The sequence below is a fragment of the Azospirillum sp. ST 5-10 genome, from assembly GCF_051225715.1.
Lineage (GTDB): Bacteria > Pseudomonadota > Alphaproteobacteria > Azospirillales > Azospirillaceae > Azospirillum.
On the sequence record NZ_JBPJSP010000034.1, the window covers coordinates 1 to 18,053 of the forward strand.

An 18,053-nucleotide genomic window follows, 5' to 3' on the forward strand; every position below is an offset into this window, starting at 1 on the left:
ATGCCGACGCCGGGCCGGGCGGTGTCGTTGGCGATCACCGTCAGGTCGCGCTTGCCCTGGCGGACCAGTTCGTCGATGAGGCGGGGGGGTGTGCCCACCCCCATGAACCCGCCGATCATCAGGACGGCACCGTCGGGTATCGCCGCGACGGCGTCGCCCAATCCGATCACTTTCTTCATGGTCGATCCTTGTTCGGGGTCCCTGTCGATCCGCGCGCCCTCAGGCGGTGCCGTCGGCGATGTCGAGATCGAGCAGGGCCGAGGCGAGGCACTTGCCGTGGGCGTCGATCGCCAGCGAACGGGTCACCCCGCCGCCCAGCGCCTTCTGCATGACGAAGTTCAGGGCGCCGATGCTGGGAATGGCGTAGCGGACCACGTCGCCATGGACGATGCCGGCGAACAGCTCCTTGACCCGCTCCGGCGTGACGTGCCGCTCCAGCAGCGGGTAGTCCCGCTCGTCGAAGGCGATCACCGAGATGTTGGAGATGTCGCCCTTGTCGCCCGTCCGCGAATGGGCGATGTCGCGCAGTTTCATGGTTCAGGCCTCCACATAGTCGACCGCCGGCGCCACCAGCGTCCGCGGCAGCAGTGCCGACAGCATCGCGACGATCTCCTTGGCGGACTTGGTGGCGCCGCCGCCGCTGGCCGGTCCGTTGGTGTAGAGCGTCTCCACCTCGTTGCCGATGCGCACCGCCTCCTTCATGGAGTCGGTCCGGCCGGCGACCCGCACCCGCACCTCGTAGGGTTCGCGCCCGTCCTTCGTCCCCAGCCGCTCGCCGTGGATCGAGTCGACGCCGATCAGGTCGAAGCGCAGCTCGCTGGTCTTCACGCCGGTCAGCTGGAGCCGTTCACGGACGATCTCCAGGGCGAGGCGCGCGCGCGCCACCGCACCCGGTCCGGCGTAGGAGATCTGCCCCTCGCCGACGAAGCTGTCGATGTAGCCGACCGACACCTTCAGCGTGTCGGGCCGCGGCCGTCCGGCGCCGCCGCTGACCCGCACCCGGTCCGGGCCCGCCGCCTCGAAGCGCACCCGCGAGAAGTCGGCGACCACGTCCGGGGTGAAGTAGGACGTCGGATCGTGGATCTCGTAGAGCAGCTGCTCCTTGCAGGTGGCGGTGGTCACCTGGCCGCCCGACCCCTCGACCTTGGTGATGACGGCGCTGCCGTCCTCCTGCACCTCGGCCAGCGGAAAGCCCAGCCGCGCCAGGCCGGGGACGTCCTTGGGGCCGGGGTCGGCGAAGTAGCCGCCGGTGATCTGGCCGGCGCACTCCAGCAGATGGCCGACCACCGTCCCCTTGCCGAGCCGGTCCCAGTCGTCCATCGCCCAGCCGAACTCGTGGATCTGCGGCGCCAGGAACAGCGAGGGATCGGCGACGCGGCCGGTGATGACGACGTCGGCGCCGTTGCGCAGCGCCTCGACGATCGGCGCCGCGCCGAGATAGGCGTTGGCCGACACCAGGGCGTTGCCCATCGCCGCCGCCGGCGTGCCCGTCTCGGCGATGCGGTGGCCGCCGGATTTCAAGGTCTCCAGCACGTCGTCGCCGGACACGGCGGCGATCTTCAGCGCCCCCAGGCCGAGGGACTGCGCCACCTCCTTGATCTTGGCCGCACCCGCCAACGGGTTGGCGGCACCCATGTTGGTGATGACCTTGATGCCCTTGGCCTGGCAGACCGGCAGCACGGCCCGCATGCGCTCCTCCAGCAGCGGGTCGTAGCCCTTGGCCGGGTCCTTGAGCTTCGCGCCCTGGGCGATGGCGATGGTGCGCTCCGCCAGGCACTCGAAGACGAGATACTGGATGCCGCCCTTCTCAGCCAGCTCGACGGCCGGCTCGATGCGGTCGCCGGAGTAGCCGGCGCCGGATCCGATGCGAATGGTCTTCATCGTCTGCTCCTATCCACGCACGCGCCGGGGTCACAGCGAGAAGACGCCGAACACGACGCAGGCGACCGTCATCACGATCGACGTGGCCCACAGGAAGAGGAAGGTGAACTTCTGGTGCTCGCCGAGGTCGATGCCGCACAGGCCGACGAGCAGGAAGGTGGCCGGCGTCAGCGGGCTGACCGGGAAGCCGGTGGTCATCTGGCCGAGGATGGCGGCCTGCCCCATCTCGATGGGCGCGACGCCCATGGCGTTGCCGGCCTCGGCGAGCACCGGCAGGATGCCGAAGTAGAAGGAGTCCGGGTCGAACAGCATGCTCAGCGGCATGGCCAGCACGCCGAGGACGACCGGCATGTGCCCGGCGTACTCGGTGGGCAGATGGCCGGCGACGAAGCTGGCCATCTCCGCCAGCATCTTGGTGTCCTTCATGATGCCGGTGAACACGCCGGCCGCCAGCAGGATGGACGCCATCATCAGCGCCGCCTTGGCGTGGGCGTCGACCCGCTCGCGCTGCATCTTCAGGTCGGGGTAGTTGATCAGCAGCGCGACGATGGTGCCGATCATGAAGCACAGCACGGGCTGGGCGACCTCGGCGATCATGGTGCCCAGCACGACCAGCACCAGCGCCACGTTGACCAGGAACATGCCGGGACGGACCAGCGCCTGCTCGGCCTCGCTCAGCGCCGGCCGGGTGTGGTCGGCGGCCGCGGCGGCGCCGAAGGAGCCGAGCGCCAGCCGCTTCTCCTCGCGGCGGCCGAGGAACCAGGCGCAGGCGAAGACGAAGGCGAGGCCGGCGATCTGCGCCGGCAGCACCGGCAGGAAGAGGTCGCCGATCGGCACCTGGAGCGAGGTCGCGGCGCGCAGGGTGGGGCCGCCCCACGGCAGCATGTTGGCCGTGCCGGCCGCCATGGCGACGACGCAGGCGAGGATGCGCTTGTCCATGTTGAGGCGCTCGAACAGCGGCAGCATGGCCGGAACGGTCACCAGGAAGGTCACCGCGCCCGAGCCGTCGAGATGGACGATCGCCGCCAGGACGGCGGCGCCCAGCACGATGCGCGACGGCCGCACGCCGACGACCTTGAGGATGCCGTTGATGATCGGGTCCAGGGTGCCGGCATCCTTGACGATGCCGAAGAACAGGATGGCGAAGACGAACATGCCGACCACCGGGGCGATCGTCTTGATGCCGCTGACGGCGAACTTGCCGGTGTCGGCCACGGAGAAGCCGGCGAGCAGGGCGGCGACGATCGGCACGAGGATCAGCGCCGCCATGGGCGACAGCTTCTTGCTGAGGATACCCGCCAGGACGAAGACGATCGTCAGCAGGCCGAACAACGCAATCATAGGCACCTCCAGGTTCTTTTTCGCTCTCGGCGCGGGGCCGGCCGACCGCTCGCCCCCCGCCGGCCGGCCGCACGCGGGCCGGCCCGGAACCGGCGTCCGAACCGTCGGCGGCTCTGGCGGAAAGCGGCTGAGCGGGGAAACCCCACCGTTTGGGCAGGCCGGGCTAGCCGGAAGACGGTGCGCGATGGCGCCTATAGCCTTCGTCGATTGCGTCGGCCCATTGACATAGTGCGTGGGTGGGTTGAGATAATGGAAATGAATTTATCTGATCACTCTAATCCGATCCGGTTATGATACAGGACCTCCGCCACATCCGCGCCTTCCTTGCAGTTGCAAGGGTCGGGAATTTCACCCGCGCAGCAGCAGAACTGAACATTTCCCAGCCGGCTCTGACCGTTCAGATCCGGCAGTTCGAAGACATGCTCGGTATCCGCCTGTTCGACCGCAACAAGCGGCAGGTCGTCCTGACGCGAGCGGCCAAGGAACTTCTCGAGCCGCTTCAGCGGGTCGTCGTCGATCTCGAGACGGTGATGCATTCGGCGTCCGAATTCGTCGGCCTGAAGCGCGGCACGGTGAGGATCGCCACCCTTCCGTCGGTGGCCGCCAACCTTCTGCCGCGCGCCATCCAGGCCTTCGGCAGGCATCACCCCGGGGTCGTCGTCAACGTGTCCGATGTCGTCGCCGAGACTATCGAGGATCTCGTGAAGTCGTCCGATGTGGACTTCGGCATCGGCCCCCGTCTGCGCATGGATCGCGACATCGAGGCCACCGACTTCCTGACGGACTCGATGTACGTCTTCTTTCCGGACGACCACCCTCTGGCGAGGCGGAACGCGCCGACCCTGCGCGACATCGTCGAATTTCCGTTGATCCTGACGTCGCGCAACAGCAGCGTTCGCGTTCTCGTCGAACGCGCACTGGAGCGGGAAAAGCTGGAGATCCATCTGGCCTGTGAAGCCAACTACATGTCGACCGCCGTTGGTATGGTGCGCGCCGGGCTGGGGGTCTCCATTCTTCCGGCATCGGCCGTCGACGCGGCGGCGTGCACGGGCATCACTATGAAGCTGATAAAATCACCTGGCCTGACCCGAAAGATACAGATCATCCAGAAACGGGGGCGCACCCTGTCTCCCGCCGCCGAAGTCTTCCTGAGAACTCTTCATGAAATCGCGGCCAGCCCCGTGCCGTTCTTCGGGCGCCGCACGGCGGCGGGACGGACGCCGGCGCAATGATGCCGCCGTGCCGCGGGGCGGGCACGGTACGGCGTCTTTCCTCCGGAAGGCCGGATCATCGGCGGCGGCCGCGGGCGACGGCGGGCCGGGGCCGGTGGCGGGCGGAGGGGCAGAGGGACGGCCGCCAGACGCCGGCCGCCGCGATGTGACACTTTGACACCCCCGCTCCCCGGCACGACGCGCCCGGACGGGGACGGTCTCACGGCGGCGAGCGTCCCATGTCCAGCAGCATCGCCACCAGCCCGCTCTCGCTGATCGCCAGCGCCGCCTGGCCCGGCGTCATCCAGCGCCGCTCGCGCTCCGCCCTCTCCGGCCAGTCCTCGGCCTCCTCGGTGACGTGCAGCAGGAAGACCGTCACCTCGCAGGGCACGCTCTTGCGCTCCGTCAGCCGCTTGTCGTAGCGATAGACGCCGAGCGGCCGCTTGCGCACCGTCCCGCGCACACCCGCCTCCTCGAAGGCCTCAAGGGCGGCGAGCTCGTGGGGTGCCACCCCCTTCTCCGCCCAGCCCTTCGGCACGATCCAGCGCCGCGTCTCGCGCGAGGTCACCAGGAGGATCTCCGGCCGCCCGTCCACCAGCCGGTAGGGCAACGCTGCGTACTGGGTGCGGGGCGCGCGCTTGGGCATCGCTAGCCCTGGCCGACCAGCCGGATCAGGAGGTAGCCGGCGTAGGCGATGCCGCCGGCCGCCGGGATGGTGAAGATCCAGGCCCACACGATGTTCCCCGCCAGCCCCCAGCGCACGGCGGACGACCGGCGCGCGGCGCCGACGCCGACGATGGAGCCGGTGATCGTGTGGGTGGTGGAGACGGGGACGCCGAGGTAGGTCGCGCCGAACAGGGTCATGGCGCCGGCGCTCTCGGCGCAGAAGCCCTGGAAGGGCTTCAGCTCGGTGATGCGCGAGCCCATGGTGCGGACGATGCGCCAGCCGCCCATCAGGGTGCCCAGTCCCATCGCCGCCTGCGCCGAGAGGATCACCCAGAGCGGCACGTAGAACTCGTCGCCCAGGTGCCCCTGGGAGAACAGCAGGACGGCGATGATGCCCATGGTCTTCTGGGCGTCGTTGCCGCCGTGGCCCAGCGAATAGAGGGCGGCCGACAGCAGCTGCAGGCGCCGGAACAGCCGGTCGGCGAGGAACGGGGCGGTGCGGTGGAACACCCACGTCGCCGCCAGGACGAGGAGCAGCGCCAGGACGAAGCCGGTGAAGGGCGACAGCACGATGGCCACGGCGGTCTTGAGGAAGCCGCTCGTCACCAGCGCCGCCGTCCCCGCCTTGGCGATGCCGGCCCCGGCGATGCCGCCGATCAGGGCGTGCGAGCTCGACGACGGGAAGCCCAGCCACCAGGTGAACAGGTTCCACAGGATGGCCCCGGCCAGCGCCGCCAGGATCACGAAGGGATCGACGATCAGCGGATCGACGATGCCGGTGCCGACGGTGCGGGCGACGTGCAGGCCGAACACCGTGAAGGCGATGAAGTTGAAGAAGGCCGCCCAGGCCACCGCCAGCTTGGGCGACAGCACCCGGGTCGAGACCACGGTGGCGATGGAGTTGGCGGCGTCGTGCAGGCCGTTGATGAAGTCGAAGATCAGGGCGACGGCGATGATGGCGATCAGCGCCGGCAGGCTGAGAAGGACCGGATCCATATGGCCTGCCCCTACACGTTGTCCAGCACGATGCCTTCGATGACGTCGGCGACGTTGGCGCAGCGGTCGGTCACCGCCTCCAGCAGGTCGTAGACCTCCTTGCGGCCGAGGAAGGCGATGGTGTCCGGCCGCTCGGCGATCAGCTCCGACAGGGCGGTGCGCAGCAGGCGGTCGGCCTGGCTCTCGATCTTGCCCACCTCGTCGCACAGGCCGGTGATGCGCTCGGCGTTGCGCGTGATGTCGGACAGGAGCGGCATGACGTCGGCCAGCACCCGCGCCGCCTTCTGGATCTCTCCGCCGAACGCCTGCATGTGGCGGTCGAAGCGGTCGACGCCGTAGAGGGCGGCGTTCTCCGCCACCTCCTCCATCAGGTCGACGGCGTCGTCCAGCGCGTTGATCAGGGCGTGGATGTCGGACCGGTCGAACGGCGTGATGAAGGCGCGGTGCAGGGCGATGATCGTCTCGCGGGTGATGGCGTCGGCCTCGCTTTCGATGGCGCCGATCTCGGCGGCGCGCGCCGCCTGCTCGCCGGCGGGCGCCGCCATCAACGCGGCCAGCGCGTCCGCGGCGGCGACCAGCCGCTGGGCGTGAGCGGCGAAATGTTCGACGAACCGCTCCTCTTTCGGCATGAGAGCGCGGAACAGGCGCAGCACCATGATTCTTCCCCGACCCTGAATTCCCGATCCGGTGTTCGCGGCGGGCGTATCATAAAACTGTAACAATGTCTGCCGGCAATCGGCCCCCGCCCCGCAGGGCAGCCGCGATCGCGCGCCGGCGGCGTCGGGGCACGGCGCCGCCGGCGCCTGCCCGGCGAGGATCGAAGGGGGAGGAGCGGGGGCGGGGGAAACGCGCCCGTTCCGTGCTCCACGGACGGGCGGGGCCGGGAGCGCCGCGCTACATCCGGCCGATGTACGCCTCGACGCGGGCGAGTTCGCGGCCGGCACGGACGACCAGGTCGTCCAGACCGTCCAGCCGGTTGTCGACCACCGCCATCTCGATGGCGTCGCCGACCGCCGCCAGATCGCGCGCGCCCACCGTGCGCGACGATCCCGCCAGCTTGTGCGCGGCCTGGCGCACCTCGTCCCAGACACTGCGCTCCAGGGCCGCCAGCAGCCGCTCCTGGGTGGCCTTGTTGGAGGACAGGAACTCCTGCAGGAGCTCCCGGACGAAGCCGGTGTCGTTGTCGAACAGGCTGGCCAGCGCCTGCGGGTCGAGCGGCGCCTCCTCGGCCGGGGCCGCCGCTTCGGCGGGACCGGCGCCGGCCGGACCGGGCGGGTGCGGCAGGAAGCGCTCGAGGATGCGGCGGAGCTGGGCGAGCTCCACCGGCTTGGCGACGCTGTCGTCCATGCCGGCGGCCAGGCAGCGCTGCGCCTCGCCCTCCATGGCGTTGGCGGTGATGGCGATGATCGGCAGATGGCCGCCGGCCGCCACCTCCTCCGCGCGGATCGCCCGGGTCAGGTCGAAGCCGTCCAGCTCCGGCATCTGGCAGTCGGTCAGCAGCAGCGCGTAGCGGCCGCTGCGCCAGCGCTCCAGCGCCTCGCGGCCGTCGCCGGCCAGCTCCGCCGCGTAGCCGAGCAGGGCGAGCTGGCGCTGGATCACCTGCCGGTTGGTCGGGTGGTCCTCCGCCACCAGGATCAGGCGGCCGCCGGCGACGGCCTCGGCGACCGAGGGCGCCCGGCCCGGCACGGTGCCGGATGGCCGCCCGGCGGCCGCACCGTCCTCCGGGTCGCCGGCGCGGCGGCCGGCGGCGACCAGGACGCCGCGCACCAGGTGGGAGCGGCGGGCCGGCCGCGGCACCAGCGCCGGACCGCGGGGGGTGCCGGTGCGGACCTGCCGCGTCAGCTCCACCCAGCCGGCCGCCGCCAGCGCCGGGTCGGCGCGCAAGGCCTCCAGCCCGGCCTCCTCGGCGACCACGACGACGTCGACCCGGCCCGCGCCGGCCAACGCCGCGCGCGCCGCCGCGGCATCCGCCGCCTCGTCCACCCGCGCCCCGTCGGCGGCGAGGTAGCGCGCGAGGAAGCGGCGCTCGTCGGGCTCGGGGTCGACCAGCAGAACCGACAGGCCGGCGAGCGGCGGCGGCGCCTCGGCCTCCGGCGGGGCGACCTCGGCGGTGAAGGTGAACCAGAAGGTGGCGCCCTTGCCGGGCTCGCTCTCGACGCCGATCTCGCCGCCCATCAGCTCGGCGATGCGGCGGCAGATCGACAGGCCGAGGCCGGTGCCGCCGAAGCGCCGGGCGGTCGACGCCTCGGCCTGGGTGAAGGGGCGGAACAGCCGGGCCTGGACGTCGCGGGCGATGCCGATGCCGGTGTCGATGACGGTGATGCCGACGGTCACCCGGCCGTCGCGCAGCGCGATCGGCTCGGCGCGGATCTTGACCGACCCGGCGTCGGTGAACTTCACCGCGTTGCCGGCGATGTTGAACAGCACCTGGCGCAGGCGCACGGGATCGCCCAGCACCGCCTCGGGCAGGTCGGGATCGACGTAGGCGATGACCGCCAGGTCCTTCTTGCGCGCCCCCGGCGCCAGGGTGTCCGCCACCCCCTCGACCACGGCGGACAGGGACACCGGCACCCGCTCCAGGTCGAGCCGGCCGGCCTCGATCTTCGAGAAGTCGAGGATGTCGTTGATGATGGTCAGCAGCGACCCGGCGGAGTCGCGCACCACCGCCACCAGCTCGTTCTGCTCGGGGGTGAGCGGGGTGTACTCCAGCAGCTCCAGCATGCCCTGCACGCCGTTCATCGGCGTGCGGATCTCGTGGCTCATGGTGGCGAGGAACAGCGACTTGGCCTGGTTGGCCGCCTCCGCCTCGGCGCGCGCCGCCTCCGCGGCCTCGGTGGCGGCGACCAGGGCGCGGGTGCGCTCGGCCACCTGGGTCTCCAGGCCGCGGTTGAGCGCGCTCAACTCCTCGTAGAGGTGGACGTTGTCGAAGCCGACGGCGATCTTCGACCCGAACACCTCCAGGAGCCGCCGCTCGTCCTCGCTCAGCGGGCGCGGATGGCGCAAATAGAGCGCCGTGTCGTGGTCGCAGGAGGTGGAGCGGAACACCAGCACCGAGCGGTCGCGCTCGTAGCGGTGGCGCAGGGTGTCGAAGGCCTCGGCCAGCACGCCGGCGGTGTCGGCCGCCAGGGCCGCCACCGGCTGCCCCGCCAGCCCGGCGAACGGCCCGCCGCCGCCCAGCAGCACCGCCTCGCCGCCGGCCGGCCGGCTGGCCAGCAGGGCGCCGGCGCAACCCGGCACGACGGCGTCGATCTGGCCCACCGCACCGCGGACGTAGTCGGCGATGGTGCGCTTGTCGAGCAGCACCGAGGAGGCGTTGAGGATGCGTTCCAGCCCCTGGCGGTGCTGCTCGATGGCGGTGATGTCCTGGTAGCCGCGCAGCGCCGCCACCACCGAGGTGAACAGCTTCTGCGCCGTCAGCTCGGTCTTCGACTTGTAGTCGTTGATGTCGTAGTTGAGGATGACGTCGCGCTCGGGCGCCTGGCCGGGCTGGCCGGTGCGCAGGATGATGCGCACGCGCCGGTTGTTGAGGCCGTTGCGGATGTGGCGGACTAGCCGCAGCCCGGCGTCGTCGGATTCCATCACCACGTCGAGCAGCACGACGGCGATGCCCGGCGTGGCGTCGATGACGGCGCGCGCCTCGGCGGCGGTGGCGGCGGACAGGAACTGGGCCGGGCGGCCTTCGAAGGAGAAGCCGCGCAGCACCATCTTGGTGGTGGCGTGGATCGCCGGGTCGTCGTCGACGATGAGGATCAGCCACGGCTCCACCGGCTCGGCCGGCGCGCGCGCCTGCGCCGGCTCGGCATCCGTTCCCGGCTCCTCGTCGGCGAACAGAAACTCGTCGCTCATCCGGTCCTCCGCCGGCGGACCGGCCGCCGGCCGGCGCACGGTCGATGTCGCTCGCGGGCCGCGCCGCCGGCGCGCCCGAGGGCGGACGATATCACAGGGCTCCGGCGTGTGAACAGCGCACGCACAACCAGGAGGCGGAACACCTGAGCGGGTTTTCCGAACCCCGGCCACCTTTGGGCGGGCTCGGAAAACCCGCAAAACCATAGAGTCCGCAGGTTTGCCCGGGCCGGGCCATATGCGGCCCGGCCCGGGCAAACCCGCTCAGCCGCCGTCCCATCCGGGGAGGAAAGGCCGGCATCGGTGTTGGCCGCCGGGCGGAGGTGGAGGTACTCACCTTCCCCGCCTTCACGGCCCCGAGGACCGACGCTTATGTGTCCGGCGACCTGTCGCGCCGGCCGGCGCCCATCCGAAGGACGAGCCGCATGAACATTGCCATCGTGTCCGACTACGGCGAGGTGGACGGCGCCTCGACCAAGATCGCCATCCTGAGCGCCCGCGCGCTCGCCGATCGCGGACACGACGTGCTCTACGTTCACGCCGTCGGCGCGACGAGCCCGCTGCTCGACCATCCGCGCGTCCGCGTCCACGCCATGGGGCTGCGCGACGTGTGGACCGAGCGCAACCCCCTGCGCGCGGCCGCCCAGGGGATCTGGAACGGCGAGGCGGCGGGCCGCCTGGCGGCGCTGCTGGCCGACGCGCCGCGGCGCACGGTGGTGCACCTGCACCACTACACCCGGGCGCTCAGTCCGGCGGTGCTGAAGGCGGCGGGCCAGAGCGGCCTGCCCTGGGCGTTCACGCTCCACGACTATTTCATCGCCTGCCCCAACGGCCTCTACTACGACCACGGCACGGCCCGCGCCTGCGCCCGCCGGCCGCTGTCCGCCGCCTGCGCCACCGCCAGTTGCGACCACCAGGGGACGGCGCGCAAGCTGGTGCGGGTGGCCCGCCAGGCCGCCACCCAGCGGGCGCTGGCGGCGCGGCGCCGGCCGCTGACCCTGATCTGCCCCTCCGCCTTCGCGCGCGACGCCGTGCGGCCGATGCTGCCGGCCGACACCCGCGCGGTGGTGGTGCCGAACCCGGTCGACATCGAGCAGGCGCCGCCGGCGCCGGTCGCCGGCAACCGCCGCGTCGTCTTCATGGGGCTGCTGGCCCGCGAGAAGGGGGTGGGCGTGCTGGCCGCGGCGGCGCGCGCCGCCGGCGTCGAGCTGGCCTTCGTCGGCGCCGGCCCCTACGAATCCGAGCTGCGCCGCATCAACCCCGACGCCGCCTTCCTGCCCTGGCCGAAGACCCGGGCCGGGGTGCTGGAGCAGATGGACCGGGCGCGCGCCATCGCCTTCCCCTCGCTGTGGTACGAACCGTTCGGCCTGTCGGCGATGGAGGCGCTGGCCCGCGGCATCCCGCTGGTGACCACCCGCACCACCGCCTTGGCCGACGTCATCGACGACGGCATCGACGGCTTCCTCACGCAGGCCGGCGACGTGGAATCCCTGGCCGGCGCGCTGCGCGCGCTGGGCGACGACACCGTCGCCGCGCGGGTCGGCGCCGCGGCCTGGGAACGCTACTGGCGCAACCCCTCGACCCCGGCGCGCCATGCCGAACGGCTGCTCGGCGTCTACCGCACCATGCTGGCGGCCCCCGAAGCCGGCATCGCCACCGCCCCGCTGTTCGACGACGACACCGAGGCCGACACCGCGCCCGTGTGAGGCGCCTCAGTCCGTCTCGGCCACCTCCTCGTCGGCGTGGCAGAAGCGGCGCAGCTCGTCCAGGTCGGCCACCGAGATGGTGCCGCCGTGCGCCTCGACGCCGATGGTGCGCAGCTTGGCCAGCGCCCGCGAGAAGGTCTCCGGCTGCATGCCGAGGCGCCGCGCGATCAGCGCCTTGTCGAAGGGCAGCATGAACACCGCCGAGCCCGGCCCTTCCGGGCAGAAGCGCAGGAGGAAGCTGCCCACCCGCTGCGGCGTCGGCTGCACCTGGAGCTGCTCGATCTGCTGCACCAGATGGCGCAGGCGCAGCGACAGCGAGCCCAGCATGGCGAAGGCGATCTGGTCGTCCTCGCGCAGGCAGCGGGCGAAGCCCTCGGCGGTCAGGGTGAGGACGCGGGAATCGACCACCGCCTCGGCGCAGACGGGGAACCGGCCGCTGGCGAACATGGCCGCCTCGGCGAAGGTCTCGCCGGCCGCCACCACGTTGACCACCGCCTCCGCCCCGTCGCGGGTGAGGCGGTACAGCTTCACCCAGCCCTGCAGCAGCACGTAGAAGCGGTCGGCCGTCTCGTCCTGGACGAACAGGGTGGTGCCGCGCGGCACGGCGCGCACCTGGGCGGTGCCCACCAGCGCCGCCAGCGCACGGTCGGGCAGGCGCTGGAACAGCGGATGGGCGCGGATCGTCGCCGCGTCCTGCGGACGCAGCCCGGGCAGCTCGGTGACCATGGCATCTCCCCCCGCCGGGCGCGTGCGGGCGCCCGGGCTCGCCGGGATCCAACACCGCGGTGGCCGCCCCGGTCAAGCGCAGCGGTCAGGCGCCGCAGTCAGGCGCCGCAGTCAAGCACCGACCGCCGCCCGGCGGGGATGGCGGGCCAGGCGCAGCAGCATGGCGCCGTTGATCGCCATGCCGACGACGTCGGACATCATGCCGGGGATCGAGCCGACCAGCAGGTTGTGGCCGAACCAGCAGGGCAGCGCCGCCACCATGAACAGCCGGAACAGGCGGACGTCGGTCTGGTAGCGGCTGAGCGACACGAGCGCCAGGCCGAGCGCCGCGAAGGCCGAGGGGATGCCCTGCCAGGTCAGCACCAGCCCGGCGGCGATCACCGGCAGGACGGCGAGATAGACGATGCGGAACCCCGGCCGCGTGCCCAGCGGGATGGCGGCGCCCACCTGCGCCGCCGACAGCGCGTTCATCAGCGCCCCGGTGAAGGCGCCGAGCAGGGCTAGGTGGGCCATGAAGAACAGGTTGGTGGCGAGTTGGGCCAGCAGCATGCCGGCGCGCGTGCGGAAGGCCGGCCAGGCCATGCCGCACAGCGTGCCCAGCAGCCCGATGCCCTGGGCCAGGGGAGCTGCGGCGAGAGCGTCGATCATGGCGCACCGGGGCGTGGGGCTGGCGACGGGCCAGGATAGGGATTCCGCCGCCGCCGGCAAGCGACATCCGCGCGCTACGCCGTCGTCACCCCCTTGAGGCGGTGGTCGAGGACGCCGATGACGCCGTCGACCGCCATCAGGTGCGGCATGTGCCCGCCCGCCGGCAGCAGTTCCAGCGTCGAGGCCGGCCACACCGCGTGAAGCCCGCGCGCCGCCGCCACCGGCACCAGCGGATCGTCGGCGGCGTGGACGAGGACGGCGGGCACCGCCAGGTCGTCGATCCAGCCGCGCAGGTCCGCCTGGAACAGGGTCGCCGCCTGCTCGAAGGCGACGTCGGGGCGCATCGCGGCGAGGCTCGCCGCCACCTCGGCCACCGCCGGCGAGCCCGGCTCGCCGCCCACCGCCAGGGCCGCGTACTCGCGGATCCAGCGGGCGAAGTTGATCGACATCAGGCCGAGCGCGCTGCGCACCGCCAGCGGGTCGAGGCCGGCACGGTTGTCGGGGCGGCGCAGCAGACAGGCGCCGGCCGACAGCAGCACCAGCCGCTCGAACCGCTCCGGCGCCTTGAGCGCGGCCAGCATGCCGGCCATGGCGCCGAGCTCGTGTCCGACGTACACGCAGCGCTCGACGCCGGCGGCGTCCAGCACGCCGAGCAGGTCGTCGGCGAAGCCGTCCGGCGTGGCGTAGCGCACACGGTCGTACTCGAGCCCCGCCGCCGAGCCGGACCCCGCCGCGTCGAAGGCCAGCGTGCGGAAGCGCCGGTCGGCCCAGGCGCGCACCGTCCTCCAGATCCGCTGATCGCTGCCGAACCCGTGCCCGAACACCAGCACCGGCCCGGTCCGCCCCCCGACGGTCACATCGTGGCGGCGCAGCACGGCCGCCGCCCGCTCTTCCTTCCCTTTGCCTTCGGCTCTTCGCATGGCCATTGCTCCCCCTCGCTCGGCCGCGCACGGTGGCGGGCCGGTTGGAAAGGAGCAACATTATGGCACGGCCACCGTTCCTTTGTTGCGCAGGATAGGTACAAGGGATTCCGGACAGCCGCGGAACGTTAGCCCCGTACGACCGTATTACCGTCCCTGCGACGGGAGAGCCGTGTCCTTATCCGCCATCGCGCGCCGTCGGCGAGACGTCGCCCATCGAGGCGGACGCCGGCACGTACGGAGCGCCGTCGAGACCGTCCACCTTGGCCGCCATGATGAAATCGTTCTCGTGCAGGCCGCCGATCTTGTGGGTCCAGAACTTGACGGTGCAATAGCCCCAACCGTGGATGATCTCGGCGTGGTGCCCCTCCTCCTCGCACAGGTTGCCGACGCGCATGGCGAAGTCCTGGGCCGAACGGAAATCGGCGAACGTGAAGGTGCGCACGAGATGGTCGGGATTGTCGGCGATGCTCCAGCCCGGGACCTGGACCAGGTAGCTCGCCGCCATGGCGCGGTCCATCGGCGGGATGCCGCCGCGGCAGGGCTCGCACTTGCCCTTGGCCAGATCGCACGCCGCTCCCTGCTGCTCTGCCGCCATCGTCTCCTCCTCCCGAATCGTTGACTTGGCAGAAATGCTGGGGGCGCGTCATTCCTCCGGCAAGCCCCGTCGGCCGAAGGCGATAGCCCGATTGAGGCGGAGCGCCGTCTTGGCTATACCGCGCGGGCATGGACCCGCGGCCGCGGCCGCCCGTTCACCGCAAGAGAGACCTCCGGCGACATCGAGATCCCCGCCATGAACGACTGGCCCTTCGTCGACTACCAGCAGCCCGCCCGTCCCGCCGCGGGGCCCCGCCTCGCCATCGTCGGCGAGGCCCCGGGCGCCGAGGAGGTGCGCCAGGGCATCCCCTTCGCCGGGCGCAGCGGCAAGCTGCTGAACGAGGCGCTGCACGCCGCCGGCATCGAGCGCGAGCGCTGCCTGGTCGCCAACGTCTTCCGCCGCCAGCCGCCGGGCAACAAGGTGGGCCATTTCTTCTCGTCGCGCGCCCGGGCGCGCAAGGAGGGGCATGGCGTCGAGGAACGCTGGGGGCCCTTCGGCACCTCGGACTGGGTGATCGACCGCTTCGCCGCCGATCTCGATCACCTCGAGCGGACCCTGCAGGCGTACGCTCCGTCGGTCCTGGTGGCGCTCGGGCGTACGCCGCTGTGGGCGCTGACCGGCGAGAACGGCATCACCCGGCTGCGCGGCCAGCCCCTGCCCTGCCGCCTGGTGCCGGGAGCCGAGGTGGTGGCGACCTACCACCCCAGCTTCATCCTGCGCGGTCAGTCCAAGGAGCTGCCGACGCTGATCGCCGACCTCCGGACGGCGGTGGCGCGGCTGGCCCGCTGAGGCTCTCCGCCCCCACCCCGGCCCTCCCCCGCTTGCGCCGGGAAGGCAGACCGGTCAATCCGCCAGCGCCTCGGCGAGGCCGAGGAAGGCGGGCAGCGGGTGGGTGACGACGTAGGTCGGGATCGGCTCCAGGAAGTCGTGCATGCGGCCCTTGGCGGCGAACCGCTTGCGGAAGCGCGAGTGGACGAAGAACGACCCCAGCCGCGGCACGATGCCGCCGGCGATGAAGACGCCGCCGCGCGCGCCCAGGGTCAGCGCCAGGTTGCCGGCGACGGTGCCGAGCATGGCGCAGAACATCTCCACCGCCTCCACGCAGTGGGCGTTGGAGCCGTCGAGCGCCGCCGCCGTCACCTCCGCCGGGGTCAGCGGCGGCGGCTCGCGGCCGTCGAGCAGGCTCAGCGCCTCGTACAGGTTGACGATCCCCGGGCCCGACAGCACCCGCTCGGCCGAGACGTGGTCGAAGCGCTTGCGCAGCTGCGCCAGCACCGCCCCCTCGCGGTCGCCGACCGGCGCCATGGTGACGTGGCCGCCCTCGCCCGACAGCGCCGTCCAGGCGCCGCCGGCGGCCGGCACCAGCCCCGACACGCCGAGGCCGCTGCCCGGCCCCAGCACGCCGACCACCGCCCCCGCCTCGGGGGCGCCCTCGCCCACCTGCAGGCGGTCGGCCGGCCCCAGCCGGCGCACCGACAGGGCGACGGCGGTGAAGTCGTTGATGACCTCCAGCCGCTCCAAGCCCAGCCCGGCGCGCACGGCGGCGACCGAGAAGGCCCAGGGCAGGTTGGTCAGGGCGACGCGGTCGCCGGTCACCGGGCCGGCGATGCAGAAGGCGGCGGAGCGCGGCCGGGCGGCGCCCGAGGCCGCCCCGACGGCGTCGAGATAGGCCTCGGCGGCGGCGGCCGGCGAGGGATGGTCGGCGCAGCTCAGCACGCGCGAGTGGCGCACCGTGTTGCCGTCCATCAGGCCGAAGCGCGCGTTGGTGCCGCCGATGTCGGCGACCAGGATCGATGCGGTGTCGCTCATGGGTAGGGGGCTCGGGTCAGGGCGTCCACGTAGGTCTCGCGCCAGCGGGTGATGTCGTTGCGGCGCAGGGTCTGCATCATCGCGGCGTGGCGTTCGCGCCGCTCCTCCAGCGGCATGGTCAGCGCGCGCTGCAGCTCGTCGGCCACCCCCTCGCTGTCGAAGGGGTTGACGAGCAGTGCCTCCTTCAGCTCGCGCGCCGCACCGGCGAACTCCGACAGCACGAGGACGCCGGGGTCCTCCGGATTCTGGCAGGCGACGTACTCCTTGGCGACCAGGTTCATGCCGTCGCGCAGGGGCGTGACCAGGCCGACGTGGGCCTGGCGGTAGAAGCCGGACAGGACGCGCGGCCCGAAGCTCTTGTTGAGGTAGCGGATCGGCACCCAGTCGAACTCGGCGTACTGGCCGTTGATGCGGCCGGCCAGCTCCGACAGCTCGCGGCGGATGGCGATGTACTCCGGCACGTCCTCCCGGCTCGGCGGGGCGATCTGCAGGAAGGAGACGCGGTTGCGGTGCTCCGGGTAGGTCTCCAGCAGTTGCTGGAACGCCTCGAAGCGGTGCGGCAGCCCCTTGGAGTAGTCGAGCCGGTCGACGCCGATGATCAGGCGCCGGCCGACCAGGCTCTCGCGCAGCCGCTCGGAATGGCGCGTGCGGGCGTTGGTCTCGGCCAGGGCGACGAGGTGCCCGGTGTCGATGGAGATGGGGAAGGCGCGGGCCAGCAGGGTGCGGCCGAAGGCGCGGATCAGGCAGCCCTCCTCGGGGCCGCGCTCCTCCACCTCGCCGTGCGCCTCGAAGCGGATGTAGTTGACGAAGCAGCGCAGGTCGACCTCGGTGTGGAAGCCCAGCAGGTCGTAGGCGCACAGCTCGCGGATCAGCTCGCGGTGGTTGGGCAGGACGGTGAACACCTCCGGCGCCGGGAACGGCGTGTGCAGGAAGAAGCCGATGCGCTGCTGGAAGCCCTTCTGGCGCAGCTTCTCGCCGAAGGGGATGAGGTGGTAGTCGTGCACCCACACCATGTCGTCGGGCCGCAGCAGCGGCGCCAGCCGGTCGGCGAACAGGCCGTTGACCCGCTGGTAGGCGTCGCGGGTGTTGCGGTTCACGGTGAACAGGCCGATACGGTAGTGGAACAGCGGCCACAGGGTCTGGTTGGCGAAGCCGTTGTAGTACTCTTCGAAGTCCTTCCGGCCGAGGTCGACGGTGGCGTAGGTGAGGCGGCCGACGTCGGTGCGGCGCGGCTCGCCCTGGGACTCGTCGTCGACGACGGTCCCGCTCCACCCGAACCAGATGCCGCCCGTCTTCTTGAGGGCGGCCAGAACGGCCACGGCCAAGCCCCCGGCCGCCTGCTTGCCCTCGTCGATGGGCGCGACACGGTTGGACACGACGACCAGTCTGCTCACAGCGCGGTCTCCCGATTCCGGCGGGCCGCGAAGCCGCGACCACGGCGCGGTCGGCAGCGCGTCGCGGCCGGCACTATGCACAAACGGCGAACTTCAGGCGCAGGTTCCCTAACATCCGCGCCCCGCCCTGGCAACCCTCAATGCCGCGAAAATGCCGCAAGTCGGCGCGGCACCCCGGCGAATCGACGGCAAGACAGGAACGGTCTTGGAGGCTCGGGCTTTTGGACTATGTCTTACCCCGGACACCCCGCCGGAAGCCTGTTCCGCTCTTTGTGCAGTGCAGCGCACTCTATGACGGATTGGCAGGGGCCTAC

At 71.8% G+C, this 18,053-nt stretch carries 17 protein-coding genes; 3 read left to right on the forward strand and 14 right to left on the reverse strand.

Translation table 11 applies throughout. The features are described 5' to 3' along the window. The 4 genes from ACSBPG_RS26770 to ACSBPG_RS26785 form a co-directional block, all read right to left on the reverse strand. Nucleotides 1-179: CoA-transferase (locus ACSBPG_RS26770; RefSeq protein WP_435540361.1), on the reverse strand; the 179-nt coding region annotated here is incomplete at its 3' end. A 40-nt stretch (nucleotides 180-219) separates the two neighbouring features. Continuing rightward, nucleotides 220-534: an AtuA-related protein gene (locus ACSBPG_RS26775; RefSeq protein WP_435540299.1), complete on the reverse strand. Its 315-nt coding sequence runs from the start codon at nucleotides 532-534 to the stop codon at nucleotides 220-222. A gap of 3 nt (nucleotides 535-537) precedes the next feature. Continuing rightward, complete coding sequence (locus ACSBPG_RS26780; RefSeq protein ID WP_435540300.1) at nucleotides 538-1,881, reverse strand: acyclic terpene utilization AtuA family protein; 1,344 nt, start codon at nucleotides 1,879-1,881, stop codon at nucleotides 538-540. Nucleotides 1,882-1,911: 30 nt separating this feature from the next. Beyond that, entirely contained in the window at nucleotides 1,912-3,222 is a 1,311-nt protein-coding gene (locus ACSBPG_RS26785) for a CitMHS family transporter (RefSeq protein WP_435540301.1), read from the reverse strand. 290 nt (nucleotides 3,223-3,512) lie between these two features. Between ACSBPG_RS26785 and ACSBPG_RS26790 the strand changes: the two genes are divergently transcribed. After that, nucleotides 3,513-4,454, forward strand: a complete 942-nt coding sequence (locus ACSBPG_RS26790; protein ID WP_435540302.1) for a LysR family transcriptional regulator — start codon at nucleotides 3,513-3,515, stop codon at nucleotides 4,452-4,454. A gap of 199 nt (nucleotides 4,455-4,653) precedes the next feature. Here the strand turns inward: ACSBPG_RS26790 and ACSBPG_RS26795 are convergent, their stop codons facing one another. The 4 genes from ACSBPG_RS26795 to ACSBPG_RS26810 form a co-directional block, all read right to left on the reverse strand. Then, nucleotides 4,654-5,079, reverse strand: a complete 426-nt coding sequence (locus ACSBPG_RS26795; RefSeq protein WP_435540303.1) for an NUDIX hydrolase — start codon at nucleotides 5,077-5,079, stop codon at nucleotides 4,654-4,656. A gap of 2 nt (nucleotides 5,080-5,081) precedes the next feature. Further along, nucleotides 5,082-6,095, reverse strand: a complete 1,014-nt coding sequence (locus ACSBPG_RS26800) for an inorganic phosphate transporter (protein WP_435540304.1) — start codon at nucleotides 6,093-6,095, stop codon at nucleotides 5,082-5,084. An 11-nt stretch (nucleotides 6,096-6,106) separates the two neighbouring features. Beyond that, nucleotides 6,107-6,751: a DUF47 domain-containing protein gene (locus tag ACSBPG_RS26805; RefSeq protein WP_435540305.1), complete on the reverse strand. Its 645-nt coding sequence runs from the start codon at nucleotides 6,749-6,751 to the stop codon at nucleotides 6,107-6,109. A 238-nt stretch (nucleotides 6,752-6,989) separates the two neighbouring features. After that, the gene (locus ACSBPG_RS26810) at nucleotides 6,990-9,941 is read right to left on the reverse strand and encodes a response regulator (RefSeq protein WP_435540306.1); all 2,952 of its coding nucleotides are present in this window, start codon (nucleotides 9,939-9,941) and stop codon (nucleotides 6,990-6,992) included. Between the two features lie 422 nt (nucleotides 9,942-10,363). Here ACSBPG_RS26810 and ACSBPG_RS26815 point away from each other — a divergent pair, with 422 nt between their 5' ends. Continuing rightward, nucleotides 10,364-11,644, forward strand: a complete 1,281-nt coding sequence (locus ACSBPG_RS26815) for a glycosyltransferase family 4 protein (RefSeq protein ID WP_435540307.1) — start codon at nucleotides 10,364-10,366, stop codon at nucleotides 11,642-11,644. A gap of 6 nt (nucleotides 11,645-11,650) precedes the next feature. Here the strand turns inward: ACSBPG_RS26815 and ACSBPG_RS26820 are convergent, their stop codons facing one another. The 4 genes from ACSBPG_RS26820 to ACSBPG_RS26835 all read right to left on the reverse strand — a co-directional run bounded on the left by ACSBPG_RS26820 (nucleotide 11,651) and on the right by ACSBPG_RS26835 (nucleotide 14,536). Then, the gene (locus ACSBPG_RS26820; RefSeq protein ID WP_435540308.1) at nucleotides 11,651-12,370 is read right to left on the reverse strand and encodes a Crp/Fnr family transcriptional regulator; all 720 of its coding nucleotides are present in this window, start codon (nucleotides 12,368-12,370) and stop codon (nucleotides 11,651-11,653) included. A gap of 111 nt (nucleotides 12,371-12,481) precedes the next feature. Next, nucleotides 12,482-13,018, reverse strand: a complete 537-nt coding sequence (locus ACSBPG_RS26825; protein WP_435540309.1) for a YgjV family protein — start codon at nucleotides 13,016-13,018, stop codon at nucleotides 12,482-12,484. A 74-nt stretch (nucleotides 13,019-13,092) separates the two neighbouring features. Further along, complete coding sequence (locus tag ACSBPG_RS26830; RefSeq protein ID WP_435540310.1) at nucleotides 13,093-13,938, reverse strand: alpha/beta fold hydrolase; 846 nt, start codon at nucleotides 13,936-13,938, stop codon at nucleotides 13,093-13,095. 178 nt (nucleotides 13,939-14,116) lie between these two features. Continuing rightward, nucleotides 14,117-14,536, reverse strand: a complete 420-nt coding sequence (locus ACSBPG_RS26835; RefSeq protein WP_435540311.1) for a 4a-hydroxytetrahydrobiopterin dehydratase — start codon at nucleotides 14,534-14,536, stop codon at nucleotides 14,117-14,119. A 195-nt stretch (nucleotides 14,537-14,731) separates the two neighbouring features. On the opposite strand from ACSBPG_RS26835, the gene ACSBPG_RS26840 reads away from it, so the two are divergent. Further along, nucleotides 14,732-15,325, forward strand: a complete 594-nt coding sequence (locus ACSBPG_RS26840; protein ID WP_435540312.1) for a uracil-DNA glycosylase — start codon at nucleotides 14,732-14,734, stop codon at nucleotides 15,323-15,325. A gap of 54 nt (nucleotides 15,326-15,379) precedes the next feature. On the opposite strand, the gene ACSBPG_RS26845 is transcribed toward ACSBPG_RS26840, so the two are convergent. Both ACSBPG_RS26845 and otsA read right to left on the reverse strand, forming a co-directional pair. After that, nucleotides 15,380-16,345, reverse strand: coding sequence for a glucokinase (locus ACSBPG_RS26845; protein WP_435540313.1), 966 nt, complete (start codon nucleotides 16,343-16,345; stop codon nucleotides 15,380-15,382). Beyond that, complete coding sequence (gene otsA, locus ACSBPG_RS26850) at nucleotides 16,342-17,739, reverse strand: alpha,alpha-trehalose-phosphate synthase (UDP-forming) (RefSeq protein WP_435540314.1); 1,398 nt, start codon at nucleotides 17,737-17,739, stop codon at nucleotides 16,342-16,344. The genes ACSBPG_RS26845 and otsA overlap by 4 nt, the downstream gene beginning before the upstream one ends. Nucleotides 17,740-18,053 lie beyond the last annotated feature (314 nt).

Excerpts from the sequence above, each read along its gene's own strand:
- ACSBPG_RS26815 (WP_435540307.1), top strand. The coding sequence starts at position 10,364 with ATGAACATTGCCATCGTGTCCGACTACGGCGAGGTGGACGGCGCCTCG.
- ACSBPG_RS26820 (WP_435540308.1), bottom strand. The coding sequence starts at position 12,370 with ATGGTCACCGAGCTGCCCGGGCTGCGTCCGCAGGACGCGGCGACGATC.
- ACSBPG_RS26810 (WP_435540306.1), bottom strand. The coding sequence starts at position 9,941 with ATGAGCGACGAGTTTCTGTTCGCCGACGAGGAGCCGGGAACGGATGCC.
- ACSBPG_RS26845 (WP_435540313.1), bottom strand. The coding sequence starts at position 16,345 with ATGAGCGACACCGCATCGATCCTGGTCGCCGACATCGGCGGCACCAAC.
- ACSBPG_RS26785 (WP_435540301.1), bottom strand. The coding sequence starts at position 3,222 with ATGATTGCGTTGTTCGGCCTGCTGACGATCGTCTTCGTCCTGGCGGGT.
- ACSBPG_RS26830 (WP_435540310.1), bottom strand. The coding sequence starts at position 13,938 with ATGCGAAGAGCCGAAGGCAAAGGGAAGGAAGAGCGGGCGGCGGCCGTG.
- ACSBPG_RS26825 (WP_435540309.1), bottom strand. The coding sequence starts at position 13,018 with ATGATCGACGCTCTCGCCGCAGCTCCCCTGGCCCAGGGCATCGGGCTG.
- ACSBPG_RS26775 (WP_435540299.1), bottom strand. The coding sequence starts at position 534 with ATGAAACTGCGCGACATCGCCCATTCGCGGACGGGCGACAAGGGCGAC.
- ACSBPG_RS26800 (WP_435540304.1), bottom strand. The coding sequence starts at position 6,095 with ATGGATCCGGTCCTTCTCAGCCTGCCGGCGCTGATCGCCATCATCGCC.
- ACSBPG_RS26795 (WP_435540303.1), bottom strand. The coding sequence starts at position 5,079 with ATGCCCAAGCGCGCGCCCCGCACCCAGTACGCAGCGTTGCCCTACCGG.
- ACSBPG_RS26840 (WP_435540312.1), top strand. The coding sequence starts at position 14,732 with ATGAACGACTGGCCCTTCGTCGACTACCAGCAGCCCGCCCGTCCCGCC.
- ACSBPG_RS26835 (WP_435540311.1), bottom strand. The coding sequence starts at position 14,536 with ATGGCGGCAGAGCAGCAGGGAGCGGCGTGCGATCTGGCCAAGGGCAAG.
- ACSBPG_RS26790 (WP_435540302.1), top strand. The coding sequence starts at position 3,513 with ATGATACAGGACCTCCGCCACATCCGCGCCTTCCTTGCAGTTGCAAGG.
- ACSBPG_RS26780 (WP_435540300.1), bottom strand. The coding sequence starts at position 1,881 with ATGAAGACCATTCGCATCGGATCCGGCGCCGGCTACTCCGGCGACCGC.
- ACSBPG_RS26805 (WP_435540305.1), bottom strand. The coding sequence starts at position 6,751 with ATGGTGCTGCGCCTGTTCCGCGCTCTCATGCCGAAAGAGGAGCGGTTC.